The organism is Pandoraea norimbergensis, assembly GCF_001465545.3.
GTDB lineage: Bacteria > Pseudomonadota > Gammaproteobacteria > Burkholderiales > Burkholderiaceae > Pandoraea > Pandoraea norimbergensis.
In genome coordinates this window covers 3199194-3222559 of record NZ_CP013480.3, presented here as the reverse complement: position 1 = coordinate 3222559, position 23366 = coordinate 3199194, and the positions used below count along the sequence as shown (strand labels likewise).

Sequence of the window (23366 nt, the reverse complement as noted above, 5' to 3'; positions counted from 1 at the left end):
GCCGGACCCTCGTCCGGGCGTTCCTCCTCCAAGGCAGAAGCCCGGCATGACGACTTTCAGCTTTCTCGACGATTACAGCGAGGGTGCGCACCCCGACATCCTCAGTGCGCTCACGGCGTCCAACCTCGAACAACAGAGCCCGTACGGCGACGACGACTTTTGTGCCGACGCGACGGCGCGCATTAGGGCGCGTCTGGGCGATGGCTTCCATGGCGCGATTCACTATGTCGCCAGCGGAACGCTTGCCAATATCGTGTCGATTTCCGCTTGTCTTCGGCCACACGAAGCCGTGATCGCGGCGACCTCCGGGCATATAGTGACGCGTGAGGCGGGGGCCATCGAGGCGACCGGCCACAAGTTGATCGTCGTGCCGCCCGTTGACGGGAAACTCACGCCGCAGAGCATCGAAGCGGCGCTGGCCAGCAACGCGCATTTTCCGCACATGGCGAAGCCACGGCTCATCTATCTCTCGAATGCCACGGAGACGGGAACGGTCTACACGCTGGCGGAGCTGCGCGCGATATCCACACTGGCCCGGCAACGCGGGCTCTTGTTGTTCGTCGACGGTGCGCGATTGGGCGCGGCGCTGGCCTCGGACCAGAACGACGCGACGTTGGCCGATATCGCGTCGCTGGCGGATCTTTTCTGGATCGGCGGCACCAAGGCGGGCGCACTGATCGGCGAGGCCATTGTCGTTTGCCATCCCGAACTGACGGTGGACTTCGCGTTCCACCTCAAGCAGCGCGGCGCGATGCTTGCCAAGGGGCGCTTGCTGGGAATTCAGTTTCAGGCGCTGTTCGGCGACAACGATCTGTTCTTCCAGAACGCACGCCACGCCAATGCCATGGCCGCGAGACTAGCGGCAGGCATCGTCGCCAACGGGCATCAACTGGCTTCGGAGACGGCCACGAATCTGGTGTTTGCGATACTGCCCGACACCGTCATCGAAGCGATGAAGCGCGACTTTGACTTCTACGTCTGGGAGCGCGCCGATGCCAGCCGTTCACTGGTCAGGTTGGTGACATCGTGGGCGACCGATGTCCGGCAAGTCGATGCGTTCGTGACACGGCTTGCCGAATTGAGCGCTCAAGCGGGCGCCACCGGCTGACGCAGAATCGTCTTGCATTTCTCAGGGGCGACTTTGCGAGGATCACTGAGGTAAATCTCGTGATGCCTGCCGGTTTCGACGAGCCCATTCGACGGGAGAAATTCGTTGTGCAGGCGCGCGAGAATCGGTCCTTCGGCGTCGTACGGGCCGATGTGGAGGGTCTGGACACATCGGCCTTCCGTCAGGACTTCGTACCGAAGGCGGGCGAGTGCGGGGATGGTTTTCTTCGCGTGTGCTGCGGCAATGGCACGCTCGGTGAGCGCTGCGGCAACGAAGTCCGGTATCAAAATCATCAGCGTCCACGACCAGCGGTCTTTTCTGCGGGCCGCGAAATCGCCCATGTCGTCAGACCACCAAAGCCCTTCCAGCGGGGGCACGACGTAGTCTTCATCCATCGCCTTACACATGAACTTCAGCGTGTAAGACGTCGCGTAAAGTGCCTCGACCGCCTCGCGGTAGGCCTGCGCCGTATTGGGGTCGCCCTGTCCGTCGATCATGAAATAGGTCTGCGGCGGCACGTCCACGAGGGCGAAGTCGCCGACCGGGCCGGTGTAAAGCGATCTAAGCGATTTCTTGACGTCGAATTTTTCCATCGTTGGCGGCAAGCTTGGCTAGCGACTATCGAGTGAACCCACTTCACTGGCGTTATTAACGCAACACCGTGCGAGGGTCAACCTTGGCGCATTCGCCGGGACCGTTGCACCTCACGTTTGGGATTGCGAAAGACCGGCGATATCGACGGGACTATCATGGGCGCGCAGTGTCACTTGAATAGGAGATAGCGATGACACAACTCGTCACCATGCTTTGGTTCGATCAGGGTCAGGCCCGCGAGGCCGCTGAATTCTATGCGGCAACGTTTCCCGATAGTCATGTCGACGCCAAAAACGTTTCGCCCATCCCGGGCATCGGCGTGGGCCCGGAATTGACCGTCGAATTCACCGTGGTCGGCCGCCGTTTCGTCGGGCTGAACGGTGGACCGAATTTCAAACCGAATGAAGCCGTGAGCTTCATGGTGGTGACCGGCGATCAGGAAGAGACTGATCGTTACTGGAACGCCATTATCGGCAACGGCGGGGCAGCCATGGATTGCGGCTGGTGCAAGGACCGTTGGGGCTTTTCGTGGCAAATCACACCGCAGCGCCTGCTCGATCTCATCGGCGGCAGCGATCCCGTCGCAGGACGGCGCGCCATGGAAGCCATGATGCAGATGCAGAAGATCGATATCGCCACGCTGGACCGTGCGGTCGCCGCTGCGGACTAACGCAGCGGCTCGATCGGCACGCACAAGCGTCACCGAAGCGCCCGAATCGTTGGGGGCGCCTCGGCGGTTCGCCTGATGAGTGACGGCTTTACGAGAGCGCTTAATGACGGCGCCGTTGCGCAAAGCCGTGCCGTCGTGCGGCGAAGGCGACCAGCCACGCCGCCAGCACCAGTCCGAGCAACACCCACGGCATGGCTGCTGCCTCGAGCGTTTCGAGCACAGCACCGCCGAGCACGCCGCTGACCGCGAACGACAGATTGAACACGGTCACGAGCATCGACTGCGCCACGTGTTCGTGTTCCCCCGCAGCGTCGCCCAGTGCGGTTTGCAGCAACGTCGGGGCGCCGCTGAAGCTCAAGCCCCAGAACACCGCGCCTAGGCACAGCACCGGCCACGACTCGCCCCATCCGCTGAACGCGACGATCACCAGCGCAAATGTCCCCAGCGCCACCAGCACCAGCCGGCGCAACCAGCGATCCACCCACATGCCCACGCCCCACAGGCCGATGAGCGTGCAAATGCCAAACGTCGAGAGCATGGTCGCCAGACGGTCTTCCCGGCCGACCGACGCCAAAAATGGCGCGATGTAGGTGTAGAGCGTGTAGTGCGCAATGACCCACAGCATCACCACGGCCAACACCGGCCGCACGCCGGGCAGGCGCAGCACGTCACCGATGCGGGCACGCTCGCCGACCGACTCGGCTTGCACGTCGGGCACGATCAGTTGCACCCAGCCGACCAGAATCAGCGCGAAAGCCGACAAGCCTCCGAACACCCAGCGCCAGCCGATCAGGTGCCCGAGCCACGTGGCCATCGGCACGCCGAGCGCTAACGCTAACGGCACGCCCAGCATGGCGATCGCCAGCGCCCGGCCCTGACGCGACGGCGGCACGAGACGGCGCGCATAGGTGGCGATTTCGCTCCACGCCAGCCCGGTGGCCATTCCAACGACAAATCGCGCGGCCAACGAGAGTGCGAAGTGCGTCGACACCGCCGTGACCAGATTGCAGGCGAAAAAGCCGAGCAGCGCCGTGGTCAGCACCCGCCGGCGCGGCCAGCGCTGGAGCAGTGTCGTGAGCGGCACGGCACCGAGTCCGGCGCCCAAGGCGCAGAGCGTCACCCATTGACCGGCCCACGCCTCGGAGACGTGGAAGCCCTCGGCCAGTTGCGGCAATAAGCCGGCGGGTACGGTTTCGTTGGCGGCGGCAACGAACGTGGCCAGCATCAGCGCCACCATCGACGCCCACGGTGTGGCGTCGGCGGCATGGCTCGGGATGATGGGGACATCGGCGGGGCAGGCGGAGGCGGCAGGGCCGCTACTGGTCGCGGAGGAGGGGGAGGACATGGTCATTCATCGGCATAGAAACGCCCCTTGAAGGGGCAACATGACGAAGTCTGCCGATGCGAGTTACATTTGATAATTCGTCAAATAATTGAATAACTTTCAAATCTGGCAGGCAAATGGATCGATTAGATCGCGTCAATCAAAAGCGGGGGATGCGGGCAGATGGCCACTGACAAGCTGGGCGATATGCGCCTGTTCACGACAGCGGCGACGCTCGGGAGTCTGTCGGCGGCCGGTCGCAAGCTGGGGCTCTCTCCGGCGGCGGCCAGCGCGCGGCTGATGAAGCTCGAGGCGTCGTTGCAGACGCGGCTGTTCGTGCGCACCACGCGTCAGTTGCGCCTGACGGACGAGGGGCGCATGTATCTCGAACATTGTTTGGTGGCGTTGCAGGCCATCGACGACGGCGAGGCGGCGCTGCAAGCGGGCTGTGCTGCCATTCGCGGCAAGATCCGGCTATCCGCGTCGACGGACTTCGGACTGCACACGCTCACGCCGTGGCTGGACGCGTTCACGGCACGCTATCCCGATGTGCGTTTGTCGATGACGCTGACCGATTCGATCTCGCATCTCGTGCAGGACGATGTCGATCTCGCCATCCGTTTTAGCGAACCCGACGATGGTGCGCTGGTGGCCCGGCGTCTCGCACCGATGTGTCGCGTGCTCTGCGCGTCGCCCGAGTATCTGGCCAAGCATGGCGAGCCACAGACGCCCGAGGCGCTGGCCGCGCATCAGTTCATCGTGCTGGTGACGTCGTCCGGTCCGCTGAACGAATTCCACTTCCGCAAGCACGAGGCCACGTGGCAGTTCACGGTGCCGATGGCGCAGGCATGGGAGACGAACGACGGCACGCTGGCGAGGCGCTGGGCACTGGACGGTCGGGGCATCGTGCGAAAGACGTTATGGGACGCGGCGGACGATGTGCGGGCAGGGCGGTTGAAGATTCTGCTAACGGATTACATTGCGAAGGAACCGGGCGTGTATGCCGTGCGGCATCGCACGCGCTACATGGTGCCGAGGGTGCGCGCGCTGCTCGATTTTCTGATCGAACGCTTCGCACAGGAGACCGCACGCTGGCCGAATGTCGACCGGTGCCAAGTTTGACTTCATGTCATCATACGGCATGGCAAATATCCCCCTTTTCCCGCTCGGCAACGCCCTGTTTCCCGCAGGGGTGCTGCATTTGCGCATCTTCGAGGTGCGCTATCTCGACATGATCAAGCGCTGCCTGAGCGAGGGGACCGAGTTCGGTGTCGTCGTGTTGCGACAGGGCAGTGAAGTGCGCTTGCCCGATTCGCAGGAAGAGCCGGCGATGATCGGCACCATGGCGCGCATCGACGACTGGCGCGCGCCGATGCCCGCGCTGCTCGAACTGGTCTGCCGGGGGACGACAAAGTTTCGCCTCTCGTCCGTCGAACTGGCCAAATACGGCCTGTGGATGGGCGAGGCCGAGATGCTGCCCGACGATGCGCCTACGGCCATTCCCGACACCCTGCAAGTGAGCGCCGATACGCTCGGCAAGCTGATCTCCGGCTTGCAGCGCGACCCGGCCCGCGCGGCCAAGTTGCCGCTTGCCCCGCCTTACCGGCTGGACGAATGCGGCTGGGTAGCCGATCGCTGGGCGGAGCTGCTGCCGCTGCCGGCGCATGAGAAAGAAACGCTGCTCGGCATCGACGATCCGGTCGCCCGTCTGGCCCGTATTCAGGCGTTTCTGACCGATCACGGCGTGTTGTCCTGACGCCATCGCGGCATTCTCTTGCGTCGCCATCCCCGCTGATCGGCGATAATGCCGCCTGCAAAGTTCTCCTCTCACGTCGCCGCGTCGTCCCGGGAATCCCGCCGGGGCGATGTTCCGCGCGGCGCGACCGTAACGAAAAATCCATGACAGTCCAGATCAACCAAGAACTCAAGGCGTACATCGATCCGCTCACGGCAGACGAGTACGCGGCGCTCGAACAGAGCCTGCTTGCCGAAGGGTGCCGCGACGCGCTCGTCCTGTGGGGCGACGTGCTGGTCGACGGCCACAACCGCTACGAAATCTGCTGCAAGCACGATATCGAATTCCGCACGACGCAAAACCCGTCGTTCCAGTCGATGGACGATGTGCGTCTGTGGATGATCGACAACCATCTGGGCCGCCGCAGCGTGTCGGACTACCAGCGCGGTGTGCTGGCCCTGCGCAAGAAGACGATTATCGAAGCCCGCACGGCCGTGCTGGCGACGGCGGACGAGGCCCCGGCCGCGTCACCGGCGTCTGGCGAGACGCCACAGGATGCCGCCGCTGCCGCTTCGGGGATTCCGGCACACACGATGGCGCTCACGCGTGCGGCGCTGGCACGCGCGGCCAAACTGTCGAGCAATACGCTGGGACAGATCGAGCAGATCCATAACGCAGCAGCACCGGAACTGGTCGACGCCGTGAAGCGCGGCGAAGTGTCGATCAATGCGGCGGCGGCAGTCTCGACGCTGCCTCAGGCGGCGCAGGTGGCTGCCGTGGTGGCGGGCAAGCAGGAACTGCGCGAGTTGGCCCGTCAGGTGCGCGAAGCGCGCCCGATCAAGCCGCGCAAGAAGAAGGGCGAAGACGAGAACGAGATGGAAGACGACGGCACACCGCCGTGGGACACCAGCATCGATCCGTCGCAGTATCCGGACGAGCTGACGCGTCTGGGGAACGAGCTCAAGGCCATGACCACCGAGCGCGATGCCCTCAAGAAGAAGGTGGCCCACCTGACGATTGCCCTTGCGGAAGCACGCGCAGGGAAGTAATGCTGGCCGGCACCCCACGCATCGATTCGTCAGCGTCGATGCGTGAAATATATCGATAAAAATATTATTTCGTATATTGGATCCAATAACGTGGAATTGGATCCAGAATCGCAAAAACCGTAGGAAATGTGCTCTAATCGCGCCATGCGCCCCCCCGGACCCCAAGCACTTCATCAGGCTATTCGCGACACGCTACGAGACGAGATCTTGAGTGGCGTGCTCCCGGGTGGTTATCAATTGCGGCAAGAGGCATTGGCCGAACGATTCCACGCGAGCCGGGTGCCCGTGCGCGAAGCGTTGCGCCAATTGGAAGCGGAGGGGCTGGTCACGCACCATCTCAACCGTGGCGCGACGGTGGCGAGCATGAATCTCGAGCAGTTGTGCGAGTTGCTCGACATTCGCGTGGCGCTCGAATGCCACGCCGCCAAGCTGGCCGTGCCCAACATGGCCGAGCGCGACTTTCAGGTGATGGAGCAGATTCTCATCGAGTACGCCGCCTCGGAAGTCGTGTCGGAATGGGCCGAGTTCAACCGGCGTTTCCATCTGGCGCTGTGTGCGCCGGCCAACAACCGGCGTTTGCGCATGCTCATCGAAGAGTACTGCCTCAACACCGAGCGTCACTCGCATCTCGCGATGTCGCAGGCCACCGGCAAAGAGAAACCGCAACAAGACCACTACAAAATCCTCGCTGCGTGCCGTCGTCGCGACGTGGGGGCGGTCGTGTCGTTACTCGAAGCGCACATCCTTGCCACGCGCAATGAAATCAAGGCGATGGCGCGCGAGGATGGCGGATTCCTCAATTACGCCGCCGTCTGAGTCTTTCGATTCCCGAACGCCACATCCTGAGTTGCGCTGATTTGTGAATCTACGTCACGAATCTTGTGCGGCTGCGGGGACTTTTTGTGATCGGGCGATTGGGCCACACTGTCGTTCTTTGTCGTGCCATTCAACCGTTGTTGATTTTTTCGGCGCGACGTTTTGACAGGAGATGGCATTCATGACGCTTCCCGCATTCGGTCTGGGGACATTCCGCCTCAAGGGCCAAACCGTATTCGACACCGTCACCAACGCGCTCGATCTGGGCTACCGCGCCATCGACACCGCGCAGATTTACGAGAACGAAGCCGATATCGGCCGTGCGCTGGCCGCTTCGGGCGTCAAGCGTGACGAGCTTTACCTCACTACCAAAATCTGGGTCGACAACTTCGCCCACGACAAGCTGATTCCGAGTCTCAAAGACAGCCTGTCGAAGCTGGGCACCGACCGGGTGGACCTCACGCTGATTCACTGGCCGTCGCCCGCCAATGCCGTGTCGATGGACGAGTATCTCGGTGCGCTGCTGGAAGCCCGCGCGCAGGGGCTGACCCGTGCAATTGGTGTGTCCAACTTCACCATCGCCTTGTTGCAGCAGGCGATCGCCATTGCCGGGCCGGACCAACTGGCGACCAACCAGATCGAACTGAGCCCGTATCTGCAAAACCGCAAGTTGGCCGAATTCGCCCGCTCGCAAGGCGTGCCCGTGACGTCGTACATGACCTTGGCCTACGGCAAAGTGCTGAACGACCCGGTGCTGGTGAAGATTGCGCAGGCGCATGGCGCGACGACCGCGCAGGTGGCGTTGGCGTGGGCGATGCAGCAGGGTTATGCCGTCATTCCGTCGTCGACCAAGCGCGAGAATCTGGCCAGCAATATGAAGGCCCGTGACCTGCGTCTGAGCGACGACGACATGCAGCAAATCGCGACGCTCGACCGCAACGACCGTCAGGCCAACCCGGCTTCGCTGGCTCCCGCTTGGGACTAAGCAAGACGGCGGCCAACGACCTGTAATACGGTCGCGCCGGTGGAAGTGAAAGCCATGATGTCAAGTGTCGCGCCAAGTGCTATCTTGAGTGACATCGTCCCCGGTGAGGTGCACGCATCATGGCTGCCAGTCCTGCTGATTCCGCTTCCGTGTCCCAAACGCCTCCCTCGAAATTTGCCACGGTGATTCGCGTCACCAGTGGCAATTTCATGGAGATGTTCGACTTCTTCCTGTTCGGCTTTTACGCCACCTACATCTCCGCGACGTTCTTCCCGTCGGGCGACGAATTCGCGTCGCTGATGCTCACCTTCATGACGTTTGGCGCGGGCTTCCTGATGCGGCCGTTGGGCGCCATCATCTTGGGCGCGTACGTCGACCGGATCGGGCGGCGGCGCGGGCTGATCGTCACCTTGTCCGTGATGGCCATGGGGACCATCCTCATCGCCTTCGTGCCGGGCTTCGCCACCATTGGCTATGCTGCGCCGCTGCTCGTGCTCGTCGGCCGGTTGTTGCAGGGTTTTTCGGCGGGCGTCGAACTGGGTGGCGTGTCCGTGTATCTCTCCGAGATGGCGACGCCGGGGCACAAGGGCTTCTACGTGAGCTGGCAGTCCGCAAGCCAGCAGGTCGCGATCATCGTGGCCGCGTTGCTGGGGTACTTGCTCAACAAGTGGCTGACGCCGGGGCAGGTGGCCGACTGGGGCTGGCGTATTCCGTTCTTCATCGGTTGCATGATCGTGCCGGTGCTCTTCTACATCCGGCGGTCGTTGCAGGAAACCGAAGCGTTTCTCGCGCGCAAACACCGTCCGAGCACCCGCGAAATCTTTCGCTCCATGTTGGAAAACTGGGGCCTGGTGGTGGCGGGCACGATGCTGGTGGCCATGACCACCGTGTCGTTCTATCTCATCACCGTCTACACGCCGACCTTCGGCAAATCCGTGCTGAAACTCTCGACCACCGATGCGTTGGTCGTCACCTTCTGTGTGGGCGTGTCCAACTTCATCTGGCTGCCGATCATGGGGTCGTTGTCCGACCGGATCGGGCGTCGGCCGTTGCTGATCGTATTCACCGTGCTGACCATTCTCACCGCGTATCCGGCGATGGCGTGGCTGGTCGTGCAGCCGACCTTCAGCAAGATGCTCATCGTCGAGCTGTGGCTCTCGTTCCTGTACGCCAGCTATAACGGGGCCATGGTTGTCGCGCTGACCGAGATCATGCCCGTCGACGTGCGCACGGCGGGCTTCTCGCTGGCCTACAGTCTCGCGACGGCGTTGTTTGGCGGCTTCACGCCTGCCGTGGCAACCGGGCTCATCGGGCTGACCGGCAACAAGGCGGCGCCCGGTTGGTGGATGACCTTCGCGGCCGTGTGCGGTTTGATCGCCACCCTCGTGCTGTATCGAAAACGCGGCGCGGCCACGGCAGCGATGGCCTGACGGCGCGGCCGTGCGAGAATATCGCATTGCCAAAGCGGCCCATTGCGCTGCGTGGCGTCTTGCCGAAGGGTGGGGCGTTGCGCGGCGGCTTTCCGTCAGCGTTACATGAATCGAGATTTACCCGCCCCCGACGACCATCCCGACGTTCCGCCGGGCGACACCTCCGATCCTGCCTTCCACGGCACTCCCGAAGCGACCGCAGACGCGACCTATATGGGGCTCGCGCTTGAACAGGCGCGCGCCGCCATGTTGCAGGGCGAAGTGCCGGTGGGTGCCGTGGTCGTGTGCGATGGGCAGGTCGTTGCCGTCGGGCACAACTGCCCGGTGGGTGGCCATGACCCGTCGGCTCACGCCGAGATGCAGGCCTTGCGTGCGGCGGCTCAGACACTGGGCAACTACCGGCTGCCCGATTGCGAGTTGTATGTGACGCTGGAGCCTTGCGTGATGTGTGCGGGCGCGATCATGCATGCGCGCATCAAGCGTGTCGTGTACGGCGCGGCAGACCCCAAGACCGGCGCTTGCGGCAGCGTCGTCGACCTGTTTGCGGAACCGCGGCTCAATCACCATGCCGAAGTCGTCGGCGGTGTTCGCCGCGACGAGTGCGTCGGCATCCTGCAACGCTTCTTCAGCGAACGGCGTGCTGCCGCGCGGGCACGACGGCTGGCAGCGGCGGCTGGTGCCACGGACGCCAGCGATGCCGGCAAAGCTTCGGACACCCCCTGAAACACTCCCCCAACGCCTACCCGGGACAACCCAATTGACCCAGACGAAGCTGCTTGAACTGATTGCGCCTTCCGGCTATCCGGCCAGTCTTGAAGTCGCCGCGCGCGGCATCGAGACGCTTGAGCGCCTTGGCTACACCGTCGACAACCGCGAAGCCCTTGAGCGCCAGTACCTGCGTTTTGCGGGCACCGATGCCGAACGCATTGCCGAAATCAATCGTCTTGCCGGGCGTGACCATCCGGTGCCCGACGTCATTCTGGCCGTGCGCGGCGGATACGGCGCCGTGCATCTGCTCGACCAGCTCGATTACGAGGGACTGCATCGACGCCTGTCCGGCACGCCGGCGGCCATCGTCGGCCATAGCGACTTCACTGCGTTGCAACTCGCCTTGCTGGCGCGTTCGCATCTGACGACTTTCTCCGGGCCGATGCTGACCGCCGACTTCGGGGCCGAGACCCTGAGCGACTTCACGCTTTCGCATTTCCAGTCGATTCTGAGCGCGCCCGAGCATGTGGCCGAGTGGACCGGTGACGGTGGCAGCAAGGACATCGATGTCGCGGGCACGTTGTGGGGCGGCAATCTCGCAATGGTGTGCAGCCTGATCGGCACCCCTTATCTGCCGCAGATCGACGGCGGCGTGCTGTTTGTCGAAGACGTGAACGAGCCGCCGTACCGGGTTGAGCGCATGTTGTATCAACTGCATCAGACCGGCATTCTCGGGCGGCAGCGTGCGCTCGTGCTGGGCGACTTCTCCGAATACCGGCTGAGCGAGTACGACAACGGCTACGACATGGACACCATGATTGCGAGCATGCGCAAAGTCATCGGTATTCCTATCGTCACGGGGTTGCCGTTTGGTCATTGCCCCGACAAACTGACCTTGCCCGTGGGCGGTCAGGCGAGGTTGCAGACGGCGGGAGAGCGCGTCACGCTCACGCTTACGGGATATCCCTATAAGGCAGTTTGACGCCGTAAATCACTGCTGCCGCATCGTTTCAACAAGCACGCCGGGCCGAATTTCGCGCCCGGCGTTGTTTTTTGGTTTTGTGCAGATCCGGGGCGCTTTGGGGAATTTGCAGGGGAAATCGCTGTCAGTTGGCGGGAGAACGAGTCGGGTCTTCAGAGCCGCCAGTGGGCCGGATGGGCTGGTCTGAGCGCCTACGCGCGGGGGAGGCGAGGGGCGACTATATGTCACGGCACAGCTTGAATATCTGTGTACGGCTATGTTTTGCCGGAGTGGATTTGGCTACACTGCTTCGATCGTTTCGCCGTCACAAGGATGCCAAGACATCATGGCCAGCAGCCCAGCCAGCAACACCGCAAGTTCCAAGGATTATCCCCGCGACCTGATCGGCTATGGCCGCCACGTGCCGTTTGCCGATTGGCCGGGCCGTGCGCGCGTCGCCGTCCAGTTCGTTCTGAACTACGAAGAAGGTGGTGAGAACTGCGTGCTGCACGGTGACCGTGCGTCCGAGCAGTTCCTCTCCGAGATCATTGGTGCGGCCGCGTACGAAGCCCGTCACATGAGCATGGAGTCCATTTACGAATACGGTTCGCGTGCGGGTGTGTGGCGAATTCTGCGTGAATTCGAGCGCCGTGGTTTGCCGCTGACCGTCTTCGGTGTGGCCATGGCCATGCAGCGTCACCCGGAAGTGACGGCCGCGTTTCAGGAGCTGGGGCACGAGATTGCGTGTCACGGCTGGCGCTGGATTCACTATCAGAGCATGGACGAGGCGACCGAGCGCGAGCACATGCGCATCGCCATCGACATCTTCAAGGAAATGACTGGCAGTGCGCCGCTGGGCTGGTACACCGGGCGCGACAGTCCCAACACGCGACGTCTCGTGGTCGAGCAGGGCGGCTTCGTCTACGACTCCGACAATTACGGCGACGACCTGCCGTTCTGGACGCAGGTGGAAACCAGCAGTGGCGAAGTGAAGCCGCATCTGGTGGTGCCGTACACCCTCGACACCAACGACATGCGCTTTGCCGCGCCGCAGGGTTTCAACACCGCCGACCACTTCTTCCATTACCTGCGCGATGCGTTCGACGTCTTGTACGCCGAGGGCGACGAAGCACCGAAGATGTTGTCCATCGGCATGCACTGCCGGTTGCTGGGTCGTCCGGGGCGCTTTGCGGCGTTGCAGCGATTCCTCGATCACATCGAGAAGCATGACCGGGTGTGGGTGTGCCGTCGGATCGACGTGGCACGCCACTGGCAGGCGCGCCACCCGTTCGTGGCCGCTTGAGTTCATCACCTAATCTAGAAACCGACAGGCGTCATCGGGCTGCGCGAGGGAGCGCGGCGGGGCGCCACCCTTGTTCTCCAGGAGAGCAGTAAATGAACGCCCCGTTGCCTATGACCCAACGTACCGTTGCCGCGTTGTCGGCGCTGCCGCGCGCAGAATTCATCGCCGCACTCGACGGCATTTTCGAACATTCCCCGTGGGTGGCCGAAGCTGCTTGGGAAGATCGTCCGTTCGCCACCGTCGCTGCTTTGCACGATGCGATGTGTCAGGCCGTCATCGACGCCGGTGAAGGCCCGCAACTCGACCTCATCCGTGCCCACCCGGAATTGGCGGGGAAGGCGGCAGTGCGTGGCGAATTGACGGCCGAATCGACGCGTGAGCAGGCCGGTGCCGGTCTCGACCAATGCAGCGCCGAAGAGTTTGCGCAGCTGACGCAGTTGAACGACGCGTACAAGGCCAAATTCGGTTTCCCGTACATCCTGGCGGTGCGTGGACATACGCGCAGCAGCATCATCGAGAACTTCGCGACGCGACTGGAAAACAGCCGTGCTGACGAAATCGAAGAGTGCCTGCGTCAGATCTTCCGCATTGCCGGTTTCCGCTTGCAGGATCTGGTGAGCGACTGAGCCACCCGCCAGCAGGTTTAAGCACTACACGCAATATCGTTTCAGACACTAAAGCGCATTAAGGAGTTGGCATGGCCCTCGCCCCGCAAGACCCGAACGCACCGGAATTTGTGCGCCGTTACGTCAATCTGGCTGATCCGCGTCTGGGTGCTCAGGCACTGGTCGCCAGCGACGAATTCTTCGCGGCCAAAGAGCGCATGCTCAACCCCGACCCTGCCGTGTTCATCCCCGGCAAGTACGACGACAACGGCAAGTGGATGGACGGTTGGGAGACGCGTCGCAAGCGCGTCAACGGTTACGACTGGTGCATCGTCAAGCTGGCGCGTCCGGGCGTGTTGTTCGGCGTCGATCTCGACACCAGCCACTTCACCGGCAACTTCCCGCCGGCCGCGTCATTGGAAGGCTGCTACAGCCCCGACGGCGCCCCGGCAGAGAACGCCGAGTGGTTCGAACTGCTCGCCTCGACCACGCTGCAAGGCAACTCGCATCACTATCACGACATCACCAGCCAGCGCCCGGCCACGCACGTGCGCGTGAACCTGTATCCGGACGGTGGTCTCGCGCGCCTGCGCCTGTATGGCTTGCCGCAGAGCGACTGGAACAATCGTTCGCGCGACGAGTTGATCGACCTGATTGCCATGGAAAACGGCGGCTACGTCGTCGCGGCCAACAACCAGCACTTCGGCTTGGCGTCGAACCTGTTGATGCCGGGCCGTGGCGTGAACATGGGTGATGGTTGGGAGACGCGCCGCCGTCGTGAGCCGGGTAACGACTGGGCGATCATTGCGCTGGCGCAGCCGGGCGAGATCGGCAAGATCGAAGTCGATACGGCGCACTTCAAGGGCAACTTCCCTGACCGCTGCTCCATTCAGGGCGCGTACGTCACGGGTGGTACCGAGCAGTCGTTGATTACGCAGTCCATGTTCTGGCCCGTGTTGTTGCCCGAGCAGAAGTTGGCGATGGACAAGCAGTTCTTCTTTGAAGAGCAGATTCAGAAGCTGGGTGCGATCACGCATATCCGGTTCAACATCATCCCGGACGGGGGCGTGTCGCGCCTGCGCCTGTGGGGCCGGTTGGGCGGAAAGCAGTAAGCAAAAGACAGAGTGCAACTGCCGCCCGCAGAGTCGGGCGGCGAGTGTGCGAGTGGATAAAACAAGAAGGAGAGCGTGATATGGCGGGTCCGGCATTGAAGATAGAGCGGTTGACGCGTGAGTCGTTTGCGGCGTTTGGCGACGTGATCGAGTTGGCGGGGGCGAAGCATTTCGCGATCAATGGCGGGACGACTGAGCGGTATCACGATTTGGCGACGGTGGATTTGGGGCCGGAGGGTGGCCGCACGTTGGTGAATGTGTTTCGAGGTCAGCCGCGCACGTTGCCGTACGAGGTGAAGATGTTGGAGCGTCACCCGTTGGGCAGTCAGGCGTTCATTCCATTGAAGACCTTGCCGTATTTGGTGGTGGTAGCACCGGCGGGCGAGTTGGACGTGAGCCAGATGCGGGCGTTCGTCTCGGATGGCTGGCAGGGCGTGAATTACGCACGTGGTGTGTGGCATCACCCGTTGTTGGCGCTGCATGAGGTGAGTGACTTCATCGTGGTGGACCGGGGTGGTGAGGGGCACAACTGTGATGAGCAGGATTTGCCGGGATCGTATTGGCTGACACAGGCTGAGTTGGACAAAGTGCGGGCCGAGCAGAAAGCTGCATAACAGACAGCCTTGCAAGGGATCAAACAAGAACGCCAGACGATGTCTGGCGTTTTTGTTTGGCGGGAAGAGGAAACAGGGAGCGGAGGGGGCGGTGTCGCCGGAGGGACCGGCAAGGTGGAGGGGGACAGAGTGGGGCCCCTTCCCGAGGCGAGTTGAACACTGTCTGAGCAGCGGGAAGGGGCCCCACTCTGGCCGGGCGGGAGGTTTACCGGGCGGGAGGTCAAAAAGCCGTAATCCTGTGCCAATGAAAGCGCCGACCTATACTCAAAATCACCGGCATGGTGCGTAGTGGAGGAAACCGCACCGAAATCGTGCCGGAAGTGATCAAAAAAGCTCGGGCATGGATATTGCTCGATCTCGACACAGCAATCTGCGGAGAAGCGTATGGTCGAGAGCTATAACGAGATGGCGAGCATTACTGGCACGACTCGCTCGCACTACCGTCGATTTGACGATTGGCTCAAGTGTCAGTCTGACGACGTCTTGCACCATAAGCGGACCGAGGCTGATCTCGCGTTCCGACGGGTGGGGATCACCTTTGCCGTCTATGGCAACGAGGCGGGTACCGAGCGGCTCATTCCCTTCGACCTCATCCCGAGAATCATTCCAGCGCATGAGTGGCAGACCTTGCAGACCGGATTGCGTCAGCGGGTCGACGCGCTGAACCGGTTCATTCACGACGTTTATCACGATCAGGACATCTTGCGCGCGGGCGTTATCCCGGCTGAGCAGGTGTTGATGAATGCGCAGTATCGGCCCGAGATGCAGGGTGTCGACGTGCCCGGCAACGTCTATGCGCACATCGCGGGCGTCGATGTCGTCAGAGCGGGAACCGGCGACGACGGTGTGTTCTACGTGCTTGAGGACAACCTGCGCGTACCATCCGGCGTGTCCTACATGCTCGAAAACCGAAAGATGATGATGCGTCTGTTCCCGGAGTTGTTCGCCCGGAACCGCATCGCACCGGTCGAGCATTACCCCGACATGTTGCTCGACAACTTGCGCGCCGTCGCCCCGATGGGCGTTGACGACCCGACCGTCGTCGTCATGACCCCGGGTATTTACAACTCCGCGTACTTCGAGCATGCGTTTCTGGCCCAGCAGATGGGCATCGAGTTGGTCGAAGGGCAGGACTTGTTCGTCGAAGACAATCTTGTCTACATGCGCACCACCAACGGTCCCAAGCGCGTCGACGTCATTTACCGTCGCATCGACGATGATTTTCTCGACCCGCTGGCGTTCCGTGCCGACTCCACGCTGGGCGTGCCGGGTTTGCTGAGCGTCTATCGTGCAGGCCGCGTCACGCTCGCCAACGCCATTGGCACCGGCGTCGCCGACGACAAGTCCATCTACCCGTTCGTGCCCGACATGATCGAGTTCTATCTCGGTGAGAAGCCGATTTTGAACAACGTGCCGACCTACCAGTGCCGGCGCGCCGACGATCTTGCGTACACCCTCGATAACCTTGGCGAGCTTGTCGTCAAGGAAGTGCACGGCGCCGGCGGCTACGGCATGCTCGTCGGGCCCGCGTCCACCAAGGCGGAGATCGAAGCCTTCCGGCAACGGTTGCTTGCCAAGCCCGACGGCTACATCGCGCAGCCCACGCTGGCGCTGTCCGCTTGCCCGACCTTCGTCGAAGCCGGTATCGCTCCGAGACACATCGATCTGCGGCCGTTCGTGCTGTCGTCCGGCAAGAACATCACCATGGTGCCGGGCGGCCTCACGCGCGTGGCGTTGACCGAGGGCTCGCTCGTCGTCAACTCATCGCAGGGCGGGGGCACCAAAGACACCTGGGTCCTTGAGAAGTAAGCGAATCGACTGCCAGAACTACGTCATCAAACTCGGGAAGAGATCATGCTCAGCCGTACCGCCGACCACCTGTTCTGGATGGCCCGCTACATGGAGCGGGCCGAAAACACCGCGCGTCTGCTCGACGTCAACTTGCAGAACCTGTTGCTCCCGCAAGACGTCATCGACGACGAAGACGACAACGCTCCCATCTCGCTCGCCGGTCTCAACGACGAAGCCGGCTGGCGCGCCACGTTGCGAATTTCCGAGCTCGAACCCGCGTTCAATCGCAAACACAGCCGCGCCACGCGTGCCAACGTGCTCGACTTCGTCGTACGCGATCGCGACAACCCGTCGAGCATCGCGTGCTGCCTCGCAGCCGCCCGCGAAAACGCCCGGGCCGTGCGCGGCACACTCACCACCGAACTGTGGGAAACCGTCAACAGTACGTGGCTCGAATTCCCCCGCATGATCGACCTGCTCGAACATGACCCCGCGCACCTCTTCGAATGGGTCAAAGTGCGCTCGCACCTATCGCGCGGCGTCAGCTTCGGCACGCTGTTTCAGGACGATGCGTTTTACTTCACCCGGCTCGGCCTCTTTCTGGAGCGCGCCGACAACACCGCCCGTATCCTCGACGTGCGCTTTCACGAGGCCGTGCGCACCGACCGAGCGGGCCCCGATGCTTCGCATCCGACCGACTTCTACTACTGGTCGGCCGTGCTGCGCAGCGTGTCCGGTTTCGAAATTTACCGGAAGGTCTATCGCGACGTGATTACCCCCGAGCGCGTCGTCGAATTGCTCATGCTCAACGCCCATATGCCGCGCTCGTTGCTCGCCTCACTTACGGGCGTGTGCGAAAACCTCGCCACCTTGTCCAACGCGCAGTCCGGCGACGTCGAACGGTATGCGGGCAAACTCCACGCCGAACTCAAATACACCGACATCCAGCAGATCCAGCAGCAAGGCTTGCACCCGGTCCTGACCGAGTTTCTCGAGCGCGTGTCCGTGCTCGGCAACAAGATCAGCCAGACGTTCCTGATCCCGCTCGCGGCCTGATGCCATGCGCCTGACTATTCGTCACGAGACAACCTACCGCTACGACACACCGGTGCGTTACACCATCCAGCAACTGCGGCTCACGCCGCCGTCGTCGGAAGTGCAGCGCGTCGTGCACTGGCGGCTCAACGCGCCCGGCAAGCTCACCGCCGCGCGCGACGCCTACGGCAACGACATGCACACCCTCGTGCTGCACCAGCCGCATAGCGAAATCCACCTGCTCGCCGAAGGCGAAATCGAAACCACCCCACTGGTCGACGGCCGGCTGGGCGAGACGGCCCACACCGTACCGGTGTTATCCTTCGCCAGCCCGACGCCGCTGACCGCCCGTAGCGAGGCCATCGACGCCATGGCCGCAGACACCGGGCTCACCACGCCCGATGCGCTGCTGGCACTGGCGGGAATCATCTGCAACAACGTCGAATACGAGTCGGGCATCACCGCCGTGACCAGTACCGCCGCGCAAGCGTTGGCGCTGGGGCGGGGCGTGTGTCAGGATCATGCACATCTGATGCTCGCCATCTGCCGGGCGCGCGGCGTGCCTGCGCGTTACGTCAGCGGCTACATCGATCCGGGCGACGTGCCCCATGCGGCAAGCCATGCATGGGTCGACGTGTGGGTCGACGGGGCCGGATGGGTTAGCATCGACGTCACGCACGCGTGCTTCGCCAGCGGCAACTATTGCCGGCTGGCCGTGGGGCGCGACTACGAGTCCGCCGCACCGGTGCGCGGCATGCGCAGCGGCGGGGCGACCGAAGCGCTGCATGTGTCGGTGAAAGTCGATGCGGCACCGCTCGACCAGTAGTTAATTTCAGTCACTGGCAGTACCCTCACAAGATTCACTCGCAGGGGCACCGAATTGGACGGTGCCCCTGCTTTGCAAGACAGGAACGACATGACGTATTGCGTGGCCATGAAGCTCGATGCCGGGCTGGTCTTTCTCTCCGATACCCGCACCAACGCGGGTGTCGATCACGTGAGCACCTTCCGCAAAATGCTGGTGTTCGAGCGCCCGGGCGAGCGCGTGCTCGTGCTGCTCTCGGCGGGCAACCTCGCCGTCACACAGGCCGTGCGCCAGCACCTCGTCGAAGCGCGCGACGCCAATACCCTCTGGAATGCCAAAACCATGACCGACGTAGCGCGCGTCGTGGGGCAGGCCATTCGCGACGTGTACGAACGCGATGCCAAAGCGCTCGAAGCCTTCGGCGTCGATTTCAATTGCAGCTTCCTGCTGGGCGGCCAGATCGCCGGGGCGCCGAGCCGCCTGTTTCAACTGTATTCGGCGGGCAACTTCATCGAAGCGTCGTCCGTGAACCCGTATTTCCAGATCGGCGAATCGAAGTACGGCAAGCCGATCATCGACCGGCTCGTCACACCCGCCACGTCGCTCGACGACGGTGCCAAGTGCGCGCTGATCTCGATGGATTCCACGCTGCGCTCCAACGTGTCGGTGGGGCTGCCGCTCGATCTGCTCGTGTATGAAGAGAATTCGCTGCGCGTGACGCGCTTCGCGTCGCTCAACGACGAGAATGTGTACTACAAGATGATTCACGACACGTGGGGCGAGCGCCTGCGTCAGGTGTTCGACGAACTGCCCGAACCGCAGTGGGCTGCCACCGTGCCGGATACCCCGACCGGGCTGCCGCCGCTGGCCGTGCCGCCTGATGGTGTGCCGGGTGCGACCGAACCGGGCACCGTGCAGTCGCTTGCGCAGACCTTCAAGCTCAAGATGCCGTCCTGAACGCAGACCATCAGATAACCAGCGCGGCATAAAAAAACGGCGTGACTCAAGTCACGCCGTTCTTATTTGTCTTGCCGACGGGTACTACCGATTCGGCATCAAGCCTGCATCTGCGGGGCGAGCATTGCACCGCCATTGACCGTGCGCCAGTACAGCCACGCGCTCACGCCCAACGTCAGAATTTCGGTGATCAGCAGCGTGTACCAGATGGCCGCACCGCCGAACCAGACGTTCAGGAGCCACAGCAAGCCCAGCAGCAACACCCAGCTACGCAGCGTAGCAATCGCCGCCGACGGGCCGGGGGCCTCGATCGCCGTCAGAAAGCCCGCGACGATCAGGTTGCCGGCTGCCGGCAGAAACGCCAGCGCGTACCACAGCACCGCGTGCTCCAGAATCGACCACGCATTGCCGCCTTCCGGCAGGAACAGGAACGTGAGCGGGCGCGAGAGCGTCGCCATGGCGATCGCCACCAGCACCGAAAAGCCCATCACCGCGATTACGCCGAGCTTGAACGACCCCTCCAGGGCCGCCATATCGCGCGCGCCGCGATAGTAGCTGATCATCGGCTGCATGCTCTGCACCAGCGCCACCATCGTGACCGTCGCGCCCAGCGTCATGTATTCGAGAATCGCATACGCGGCCAGACCGGACTCACCGAAGTTGGCCAGAATCACGCGGTTGAACGCAAACACCGTGATCGCCGGGGCGATGGCGCCGAGAAACTCCGACGCGCCGTTGTACATCACGCGGCCCACATACGACTCGCCTGCACCGAACGCACGACGCGCCGGTACGACTTGCTTCGCGAACACGAAGTGGTACGCCAGCATCACGCTGCTCGACACCATCATCGACAGACCTGTCGCCAGCGACGCGCCGTACATGCCCATGCCCTTGACGGCGATAAACCAGTAGTCGAGCGCCACGTTGGCCAGTGCGCCGAGAAACATCGCATACAGGCCGAAACGGGCGGCCGGTGCGCCTTCCACACGCAGGAAGAGTTCCATCGCGTACAGGCCGTTCGCGAACAGCACGAACCAGCCCCAGCCGGACAGATAGGCCACCACGTCGGCGGCGATGGCACCTTCTGCACCAAGAGCCGCGGCGATCTCATGACGGAACAGCAAGACGGCAGCGCTCATCACGATGCCGAAGGCGAGCATCGCCCAGAGCACCTGCGAGAACGCACGGCGGGCGTCGGCCTCGCGGCCTTCGCCCAGCAAACGGGCGATGAGCGTGGCACCGCCCACGCCGACCATGACGCTGAAGGCGTAGGGCACATACAGCAGCGGCACCACGAGGTTTAGCGCTGCGAGTGCCTGTTGGCCGACGTAACGGCCGATGAAGATCCCGTCGATCAGTGTGTAGATCGTGTAGACCCATCCGGACAAGATGGTCGGAATCGCGAGTGCAGTGAACTGCTTGAAAAGTTGTTTGAACGCCGGCGTCCTCACGCCCTGCGTGGCTTGATGGGAAATGGAATGAGACATGTTGGACATGATCCCCTCGATGACATATCGCCGCGTCGTGTCGGGACGCGGCTCACCGTGGCTTGCACATCAGGTACTGCGAGATGGAGAGTGTTGCCGGAGAGTATTGCCGGGCGCGCGCAAGCGATGGCGCACCCGCTCCGCCCGAGTTAACGCGAGATAGCGTTATCGGGTCGGCAGGGGGGACGGCGGAAACATGGCCTGATGCAAATGCACCCAGACAACGCCTTGCCGTGAATCGGAAAACAGAAGGAAATTCATGATGTTTGAGCGTGACGCGCCTGCCAGTAAAGGCATCGCGCCGGTCATCTGACGTCGTTGGAAGGTTGCGGAGAGATTCCCCGTATTGGTTACCTTCTGAACGTCGCACCCGGACTGCCGGGCGCGTAGAACAGACCCGCGCCAGCGTAACAAAGTTCCCAAGTGTTTGATTTTTATAACGTCGCGGGAAATGACTCGGAAGCCGTGCCGTCATGCGCGTCCATAAAAAAAGGGGCGCCTAAGCGCCCCAACATGGGTCCAGCAAGAAAGACGGTCGTAGCCGTTATTGTTGTGCGCCGCCGTTGAACCAAGCGGCAATCTTCTGGCGTTCTTCGTCCGTCATCTGGGTCACATTACCCAGCGGCATTGACTTGAGCGCCACGCTTTGTTGATAAATGCGCTGTGCGTTCTGCGAGATCTCGGCCGGCGTGTCGAGCATCACACCTGCCGGTGCGCTGCCCATCATGGTCGGCTTGGCCGAGTGGCAGGTGGCGCAACGCTGCGTGAGGATCGGTTGAATCTCCGAGAGCTTCACGGCAGGGGCGGCGGCTTCACCGTGCGCACCGGCGGCCGGGGCCGGGGTGGGGCGCGGGGCAGCGAACACGGCAATCCCGGCGAGCAGCGCAGCACCGGCAACCGGCAGCGCGTACAGATTCTTGCCCGAATGACGCAGCACGAAGAACTGACGAATCATCGCACCGGCCGCCATGATGATCGTGAGGATCACCCAGTTGTACGGGTTGCTGTACGTGAACGCGTAGTGGTTGCTGATCATGATGAACACGACCGGCAGCGTGAAGTACGTGTTGTGCACCGAGCGTTGCTTGCCCAGCTTGCCCCAGATCGGGTTCGGCACTTCACCCTTGGTGAGCGCATCCACGCTCTTGCGTTGGCCCGGAATGATCCAGAAGAACACGTTGGCCGACATCGACGTCGCCATCATCGCGCCCACGATCAGGAACGCAGCACGGCCCGCGAAGATGTGCGTCGTGGCATACGTTGCGGCCACTACGAACAGCGCCACGCCAATACCCAGCACGCGCTCGTTCTTGCCCAGTGCACGGCACAGGAAGTCATAGACGAACCAGCCGCCGATCAGGAACGCCACGGCAATGCCGACGGCCTGACCCGGTTGCAGATCCATCACGTTCTTGTCGATCAGGTACGTCTGCGGTTGCAGCAGATACAGCACGCAGAACAGGGCAAAGCCCGACAGCCACGTGGTGTACGACTTCCACTTCGACCAGTGCAGGTCCGAAGGCATCTGCGGCGGCGAGTTCAGGTACTTCTGGGCGTGGTAGAAACCGCCGCCGTGCACCGACCACATCTCGCCGAATACGCCTTTCTGCTTGTCTTCGGCCGCCTTGGGCGGCTTCAGACCGTTGTCCAGCATCACGAAATAGAACGACTCGCCAATCCAGGCGATGGCAGCCACCACGTGCAGCCAGCGCAACAGCAGATTGACCCAGTCGGTAATAAACGCTTCCATCTTATGTTCTCCTCAACTGCCTGACATTCACGTCCGCGGTTATTAGGTTTAGCTACCGCGATACGTGGAAAAGCTCCACGGCGACACCAGAAGGGGCACGTGGTAGTGCTGCGAAGGCTCGGCAATGCCGAAGCGCAAGACAACGCGATCGACGAAACGCGGCGCCGGAACATCCACGCCTTGTGCCGCAAAGTAGTCGCCTGCGTGGAAAACCAGCTCGTATTCGCCGGCGACGAATTCTTCGCCTTCGAGTAGTGGCTTGTCGCAGCGGCCGTCGTTATTGGTCTGCACGTCGCGCAGCGAGCGGCGCTCGCCGTCCACGCGCCACAGCTCGACACGGATGCCCGCGCCAGGCTTGCCGTGCGATGTATCAAGTACGTGGGTAGTCAGTCGTCCCATGGTGTCTCCTGTGATGGATGGGTGCATTGTAGGGAGATGGCGACCCGGCAACGCGCGCAATACCAAAGATAAAAACGCGCACATACCATGTCACGCCAGACAAAAAGATGACGCGCATCAAGTGA

At 62.5% G+C, this 23366-nt stretch carries 23 protein-coding genes; 18 read left to right on the top strand and 5 right to left on the bottom strand.

Annotation, left to right across the window (positions count from 1 at the left end):
* Positions 1–46 precede the first annotated feature (46 nt).
* Positions 47–1108 carry a threonine aldolase family protein gene (locus AT302_RS13990; RefSeq protein ID WP_058378943.1) on the top strand — a complete coding sequence of 354 codons (1062 nt, stop codon included), beginning with the start codon at positions 47–49 and terminating at the stop codon, positions 1106–1108.
* On the opposite strand, the gene AT302_RS13985 is transcribed toward AT302_RS13990, so the two are convergent.
* On the bottom strand, positions 1087–1701 hold the full coding sequence (locus AT302_RS13985; protein WP_058378942.1) for a GyrI-like domain-containing protein: 615 nt from the start codon (positions 1699–1701) through the stop codon (positions 1087–1089). The genes AT302_RS13990 and AT302_RS13985 overlap by 22 nt on opposite strands.
* Before the next feature lie 191 nt (positions 1702–1892).
* Here AT302_RS13985 and AT302_RS13980 point away from each other — a divergent pair, with 191 nt between their 5' ends.
* Positions 1893–2372 carry a VOC family protein gene (locus AT302_RS13980; protein ID WP_058378941.1) on the top strand — a complete coding sequence of 160 codons (480 nt, stop codon included), beginning with the start codon at positions 1893–1895 and terminating at the stop codon, positions 2370–2372.
* A gap of 100 nt (positions 2373–2472) precedes the next feature.
* Here the strand turns inward: AT302_RS13980 and AT302_RS13975 are convergent, their stop codons facing one another.
* Positions 2473–3717 (bottom strand): MFS transporter, encoded by a 1245-nt coding sequence (locus AT302_RS13975; protein WP_084656231.1) that lies wholly within the window; start codon positions 3715–3717, stop codon positions 2473–2475.
* Between the two features lie 162 nt (positions 3718–3879).
* On the opposite strand from AT302_RS13975, the gene AT302_RS13970 reads away from it, so the two are divergent.
* The 16 genes from AT302_RS13970 (at position 3880) to AT302_RS13895 (ending at position 19602) form a co-directional block, all read left to right on the top strand.
* Entirely contained in the window at positions 3880–4818 is a 939-nt protein-coding gene (locus AT302_RS13970; RefSeq protein ID WP_058378940.1) for a LysR family transcriptional regulator, read from the top strand.
* 19 nt (positions 4819–4837) lie between these two features.
* Complete coding sequence (locus AT302_RS13965) at positions 4838–5452, top strand: LON peptidase substrate-binding domain-containing protein (protein ID WP_058380324.1); 615 nt, start codon at positions 4838–4840, stop codon at positions 5450–5452.
* Positions 5453–5595: 143 nt separating this feature from the next.
* On the top strand, positions 5596–6480 hold the full coding sequence (locus AT302_RS13960; protein WP_058378939.1) for a ParB N-terminal domain-containing protein: 885 nt from the start codon (positions 5596–5598) through the stop codon (positions 6478–6480).
* A 216-nt stretch (positions 6481–6696) separates the two neighbouring features.
* A complete protein-coding gene (locus tag AT302_RS13955) occupies positions 6697–7296 on the top strand; it encodes a GntR family transcriptional regulator (RefSeq protein WP_237172190.1) in 600 nt (199 codons plus the stop codon).
* A 181-nt stretch (positions 7297–7477) separates the two neighbouring features.
* The gene (gene dkgB / locus AT302_RS13950) at positions 7478–8281 is read left to right on the top strand and encodes a 2,5-didehydrogluconate reductase DkgB (protein WP_058378937.1); all 804 of its coding nucleotides are present in this window, start codon (positions 7478–7480) and stop codon (positions 8279–8281) included.
* Between the two features lie 119 nt (positions 8282–8400).
* Positions 8401–9711 carry an MFS transporter gene (tcuC, locus tag AT302_RS13945; protein ID WP_058378936.1) on the top strand — a complete coding sequence of 437 codons (1311 nt, stop codon included), beginning with the start codon at positions 8401–8403 and terminating at the stop codon, positions 9709–9711.
* A gap of 105 nt (positions 9712–9816) precedes the next feature.
* Entirely contained in the window at positions 9817–10434 is a 618-nt protein-coding gene (gene tadA / locus AT302_RS13940; protein ID WP_084656229.1) for a tRNA adenosine(34) deaminase TadA, read from the top strand.
* A gap of 34 nt (positions 10435–10468) precedes the next feature.
* Positions 10469–11401, top strand: coding sequence for a muramoyltetrapeptide carboxypeptidase (gene ldcA / locus AT302_RS13935; RefSeq protein WP_058378934.1), 933 nt, complete (start codon positions 10469–10471; stop codon positions 11399–11401).
* A 325-nt stretch (positions 11402–11726) separates the two neighbouring features.
* Complete coding sequence (puuE, locus tag AT302_RS13930; RefSeq protein ID WP_058378933.1) at positions 11727–12683, top strand: allantoinase PuuE; 957 nt, start codon at positions 11727–11729, stop codon at positions 12681–12683.
* Between the two features lie 92 nt (positions 12684–12775).
* Positions 12776–13309 (top strand): 2-oxo-4-hydroxy-4-carboxy-5-ureidoimidazoline decarboxylase, encoded by a 534-nt coding sequence (gene uraD / locus AT302_RS13925; RefSeq protein WP_237171927.1) that lies wholly within the window; start codon positions 12776–12778, stop codon positions 13307–13309.
* 71 nt (positions 13310–13380) lie between these two features.
* Positions 13381–14400 (top strand): allantoicase, encoded by a 1020-nt coding sequence (gene alc / locus AT302_RS13920; protein WP_058378932.1) that lies wholly within the window; start codon positions 13381–13383, stop codon positions 14398–14400.
* A gap of 80 nt (positions 14401–14480) precedes the next feature.
* Positions 14481–15014, top strand: coding sequence for an ureidoglycolate lyase (locus AT302_RS13915; RefSeq protein WP_058378931.1), 534 nt, complete (start codon positions 14481–14483; stop codon positions 15012–15014).
* Between the two features lie 384 nt (positions 15015–15398).
* Positions 15399–16823, top strand: coding sequence for a circularly permuted type 2 ATP-grasp protein (locus AT302_RS13910; RefSeq protein ID WP_058378930.1), 1425 nt, complete (start codon positions 15399–15401; stop codon positions 16821–16823).
* Positions 16824–16868: 45 nt separating this feature from the next.
* Positions 16869–17861, top strand: coding sequence for an alpha-E domain-containing protein (locus AT302_RS13905; RefSeq protein ID WP_058378929.1), 993 nt, complete (start codon positions 16869–16871; stop codon positions 17859–17861).
* Between the two features lie 4 nt (positions 17862–17865).
* A complete protein-coding gene (locus AT302_RS13900) occupies positions 17866–18666 on the top strand; it encodes a transglutaminase family protein (protein ID WP_058378928.1) in 801 nt (266 codons plus the stop codon).
* A 90-nt stretch (positions 18667–18756) separates the two neighbouring features.
* Positions 18757–19602, top strand: a complete 846-nt coding sequence (locus AT302_RS13895; RefSeq protein WP_058378927.1) for a proteasome-type protease — start codon at positions 18757–18759, stop codon at positions 19600–19602.
* Between the two features lie 98 nt (positions 19603–19700).
* Here AT302_RS13895 and AT302_RS13890 read toward each other — a convergent pair whose 3' ends face one another.
* From AT302_RS13890 to uraH, 3 genes are all read right to left on the bottom strand, one after another.
* Positions 19701–21101 (bottom strand): MATE family efflux transporter, encoded by a 1401-nt coding sequence (locus AT302_RS13890; RefSeq protein WP_237171926.1) that lies wholly within the window; start codon positions 21099–21101, stop codon positions 19701–19703.
* A 535-nt stretch (positions 21102–21636) separates the two neighbouring features.
* Positions 21637–22842, bottom strand: coding sequence for a urate hydroxylase PuuD (locus tag AT302_RS13885; RefSeq protein ID WP_058378926.1), 1206 nt, complete (start codon positions 22840–22842; stop codon positions 21637–21639).
* Positions 22843–22890: 48 nt separating this feature from the next.
* Entirely contained in the window at positions 22891–23241 is a 351-nt protein-coding gene (uraH, locus tag AT302_RS13880) for a hydroxyisourate hydrolase (protein ID WP_058378925.1), read from the bottom strand.
* Positions 23242–23366 lie beyond the last annotated feature (125 nt).

What these genes read in the sequence shown, in the direction of transcription:
- AT302_RS13970 (WP_058378940.1), top strand. Translation starts at nt 3,880, where the DNA reads ATGGCCACTGACAAGCTGGGCGATATGCGCCTGTTCACGACAGCGGCG.
- AT302_RS13895 (WP_058378927.1), top strand. Translation starts at nt 18,757, where the DNA reads ATGACGTATTGCGTGGCCATGAAGCTCGATGCCGGGCTGGTCTTTCTC.
- tadA (WP_084656229.1), top strand. Translation starts at nt 9,817, where the DNA reads ATGAATCGAGATTTACCCGCCCCCGACGACCATCCCGACGTTCCGCCG.
- AT302_RS13985 (WP_058378942.1), bottom strand. Translation starts at nt 1,701, where the DNA reads ATGGAAAAATTCGACGTCAAGAAATCGCTTAGATCGCTTTACACCGGC.
- AT302_RS13980 (WP_058378941.1), top strand. Translation starts at nt 1,893, where the DNA reads ATGACACAACTCGTCACCATGCTTTGGTTCGATCAGGGTCAGGCCCGC.
- AT302_RS13900 (WP_058378928.1), top strand. Translation starts at nt 17,866, where the DNA reads ATGCGCCTGACTATTCGTCACGAGACAACCTACCGCTACGACACACCG.
- AT302_RS13915 (WP_058378931.1), top strand. Translation starts at nt 14,481, where the DNA reads ATGGCGGGTCCGGCATTGAAGATAGAGCGGTTGACGCGTGAGTCGTTT.
- AT302_RS13960 (WP_058378939.1), top strand. Translation starts at nt 5,596, where the DNA reads ATGACAGTCCAGATCAACCAAGAACTCAAGGCGTACATCGATCCGCTC.
- AT302_RS13990 (WP_058378943.1), top strand. Translation starts at nt 47, where the DNA reads ATGACGACTTTCAGCTTTCTCGACGATTACAGCGAGGGTGCGCACCCC.
- tcuC (WP_058378936.1), top strand. Translation starts at nt 8,401, where the DNA reads ATGGCTGCCAGTCCTGCTGATTCCGCTTCCGTGTCCCAAACGCCTCCC.
- AT302_RS13975 (WP_084656231.1), bottom strand. Translation starts at nt 3,717, where the DNA reads ATGTCCTCCCCCTCCTCCGCGACCAGTAGCGGCCCTGCCGCCTCCGCC.
- AT302_RS13965 (WP_058380324.1), top strand. Translation starts at nt 4,838, where the DNA reads ATGGCAAATATCCCCCTTTTCCCGCTCGGCAACGCCCTGTTTCCCGCA.
- AT302_RS13885 (WP_058378926.1), bottom strand. Translation starts at nt 22,842, where the DNA reads ATGGAAGCGTTTATTACCGACTGGGTCAATCTGCTGTTGCGCTGGCTG.
- AT302_RS13890 (WP_237171926.1), bottom strand. Translation starts at nt 21,101, where the DNA reads ATGTCCAACATGTCTCATTCCATTTCCCATCAAGCCACGCAGGGCGTG.
- uraD (WP_237171927.1), top strand. Translation starts at nt 12,776, where the DNA reads ATGAACGCCCCGTTGCCTATGACCCAACGTACCGTTGCCGCGTTGTCG.
- uraH (WP_058378925.1), bottom strand. Translation starts at nt 23,241, where the DNA reads ATGGGACGACTGACTACCCACGTACTTGATACATCGCACGGCAAGCCT.
- AT302_RS13905 (WP_058378929.1), top strand. Translation starts at nt 16,869, where the DNA reads ATGCTCAGCCGTACCGCCGACCACCTGTTCTGGATGGCCCGCTACATG.
- AT302_RS13910 (WP_058378930.1), top strand. Translation starts at nt 15,399, where the DNA reads ATGGTCGAGAGCTATAACGAGATGGCGAGCATTACTGGCACGACTCGC.
- alc (WP_058378932.1), top strand. Translation starts at nt 13,381, where the DNA reads ATGGCCCTCGCCCCGCAAGACCCGAACGCACCGGAATTTGTGCGCCGT.
- puuE (WP_058378933.1), top strand. Translation starts at nt 11,727, where the DNA reads ATGGCCAGCAGCCCAGCCAGCAACACCGCAAGTTCCAAGGATTATCCC.
- dkgB (WP_058378937.1), top strand. Translation starts at nt 7,478, where the DNA reads ATGACGCTTCCCGCATTCGGTCTGGGGACATTCCGCCTCAAGGGCCAA.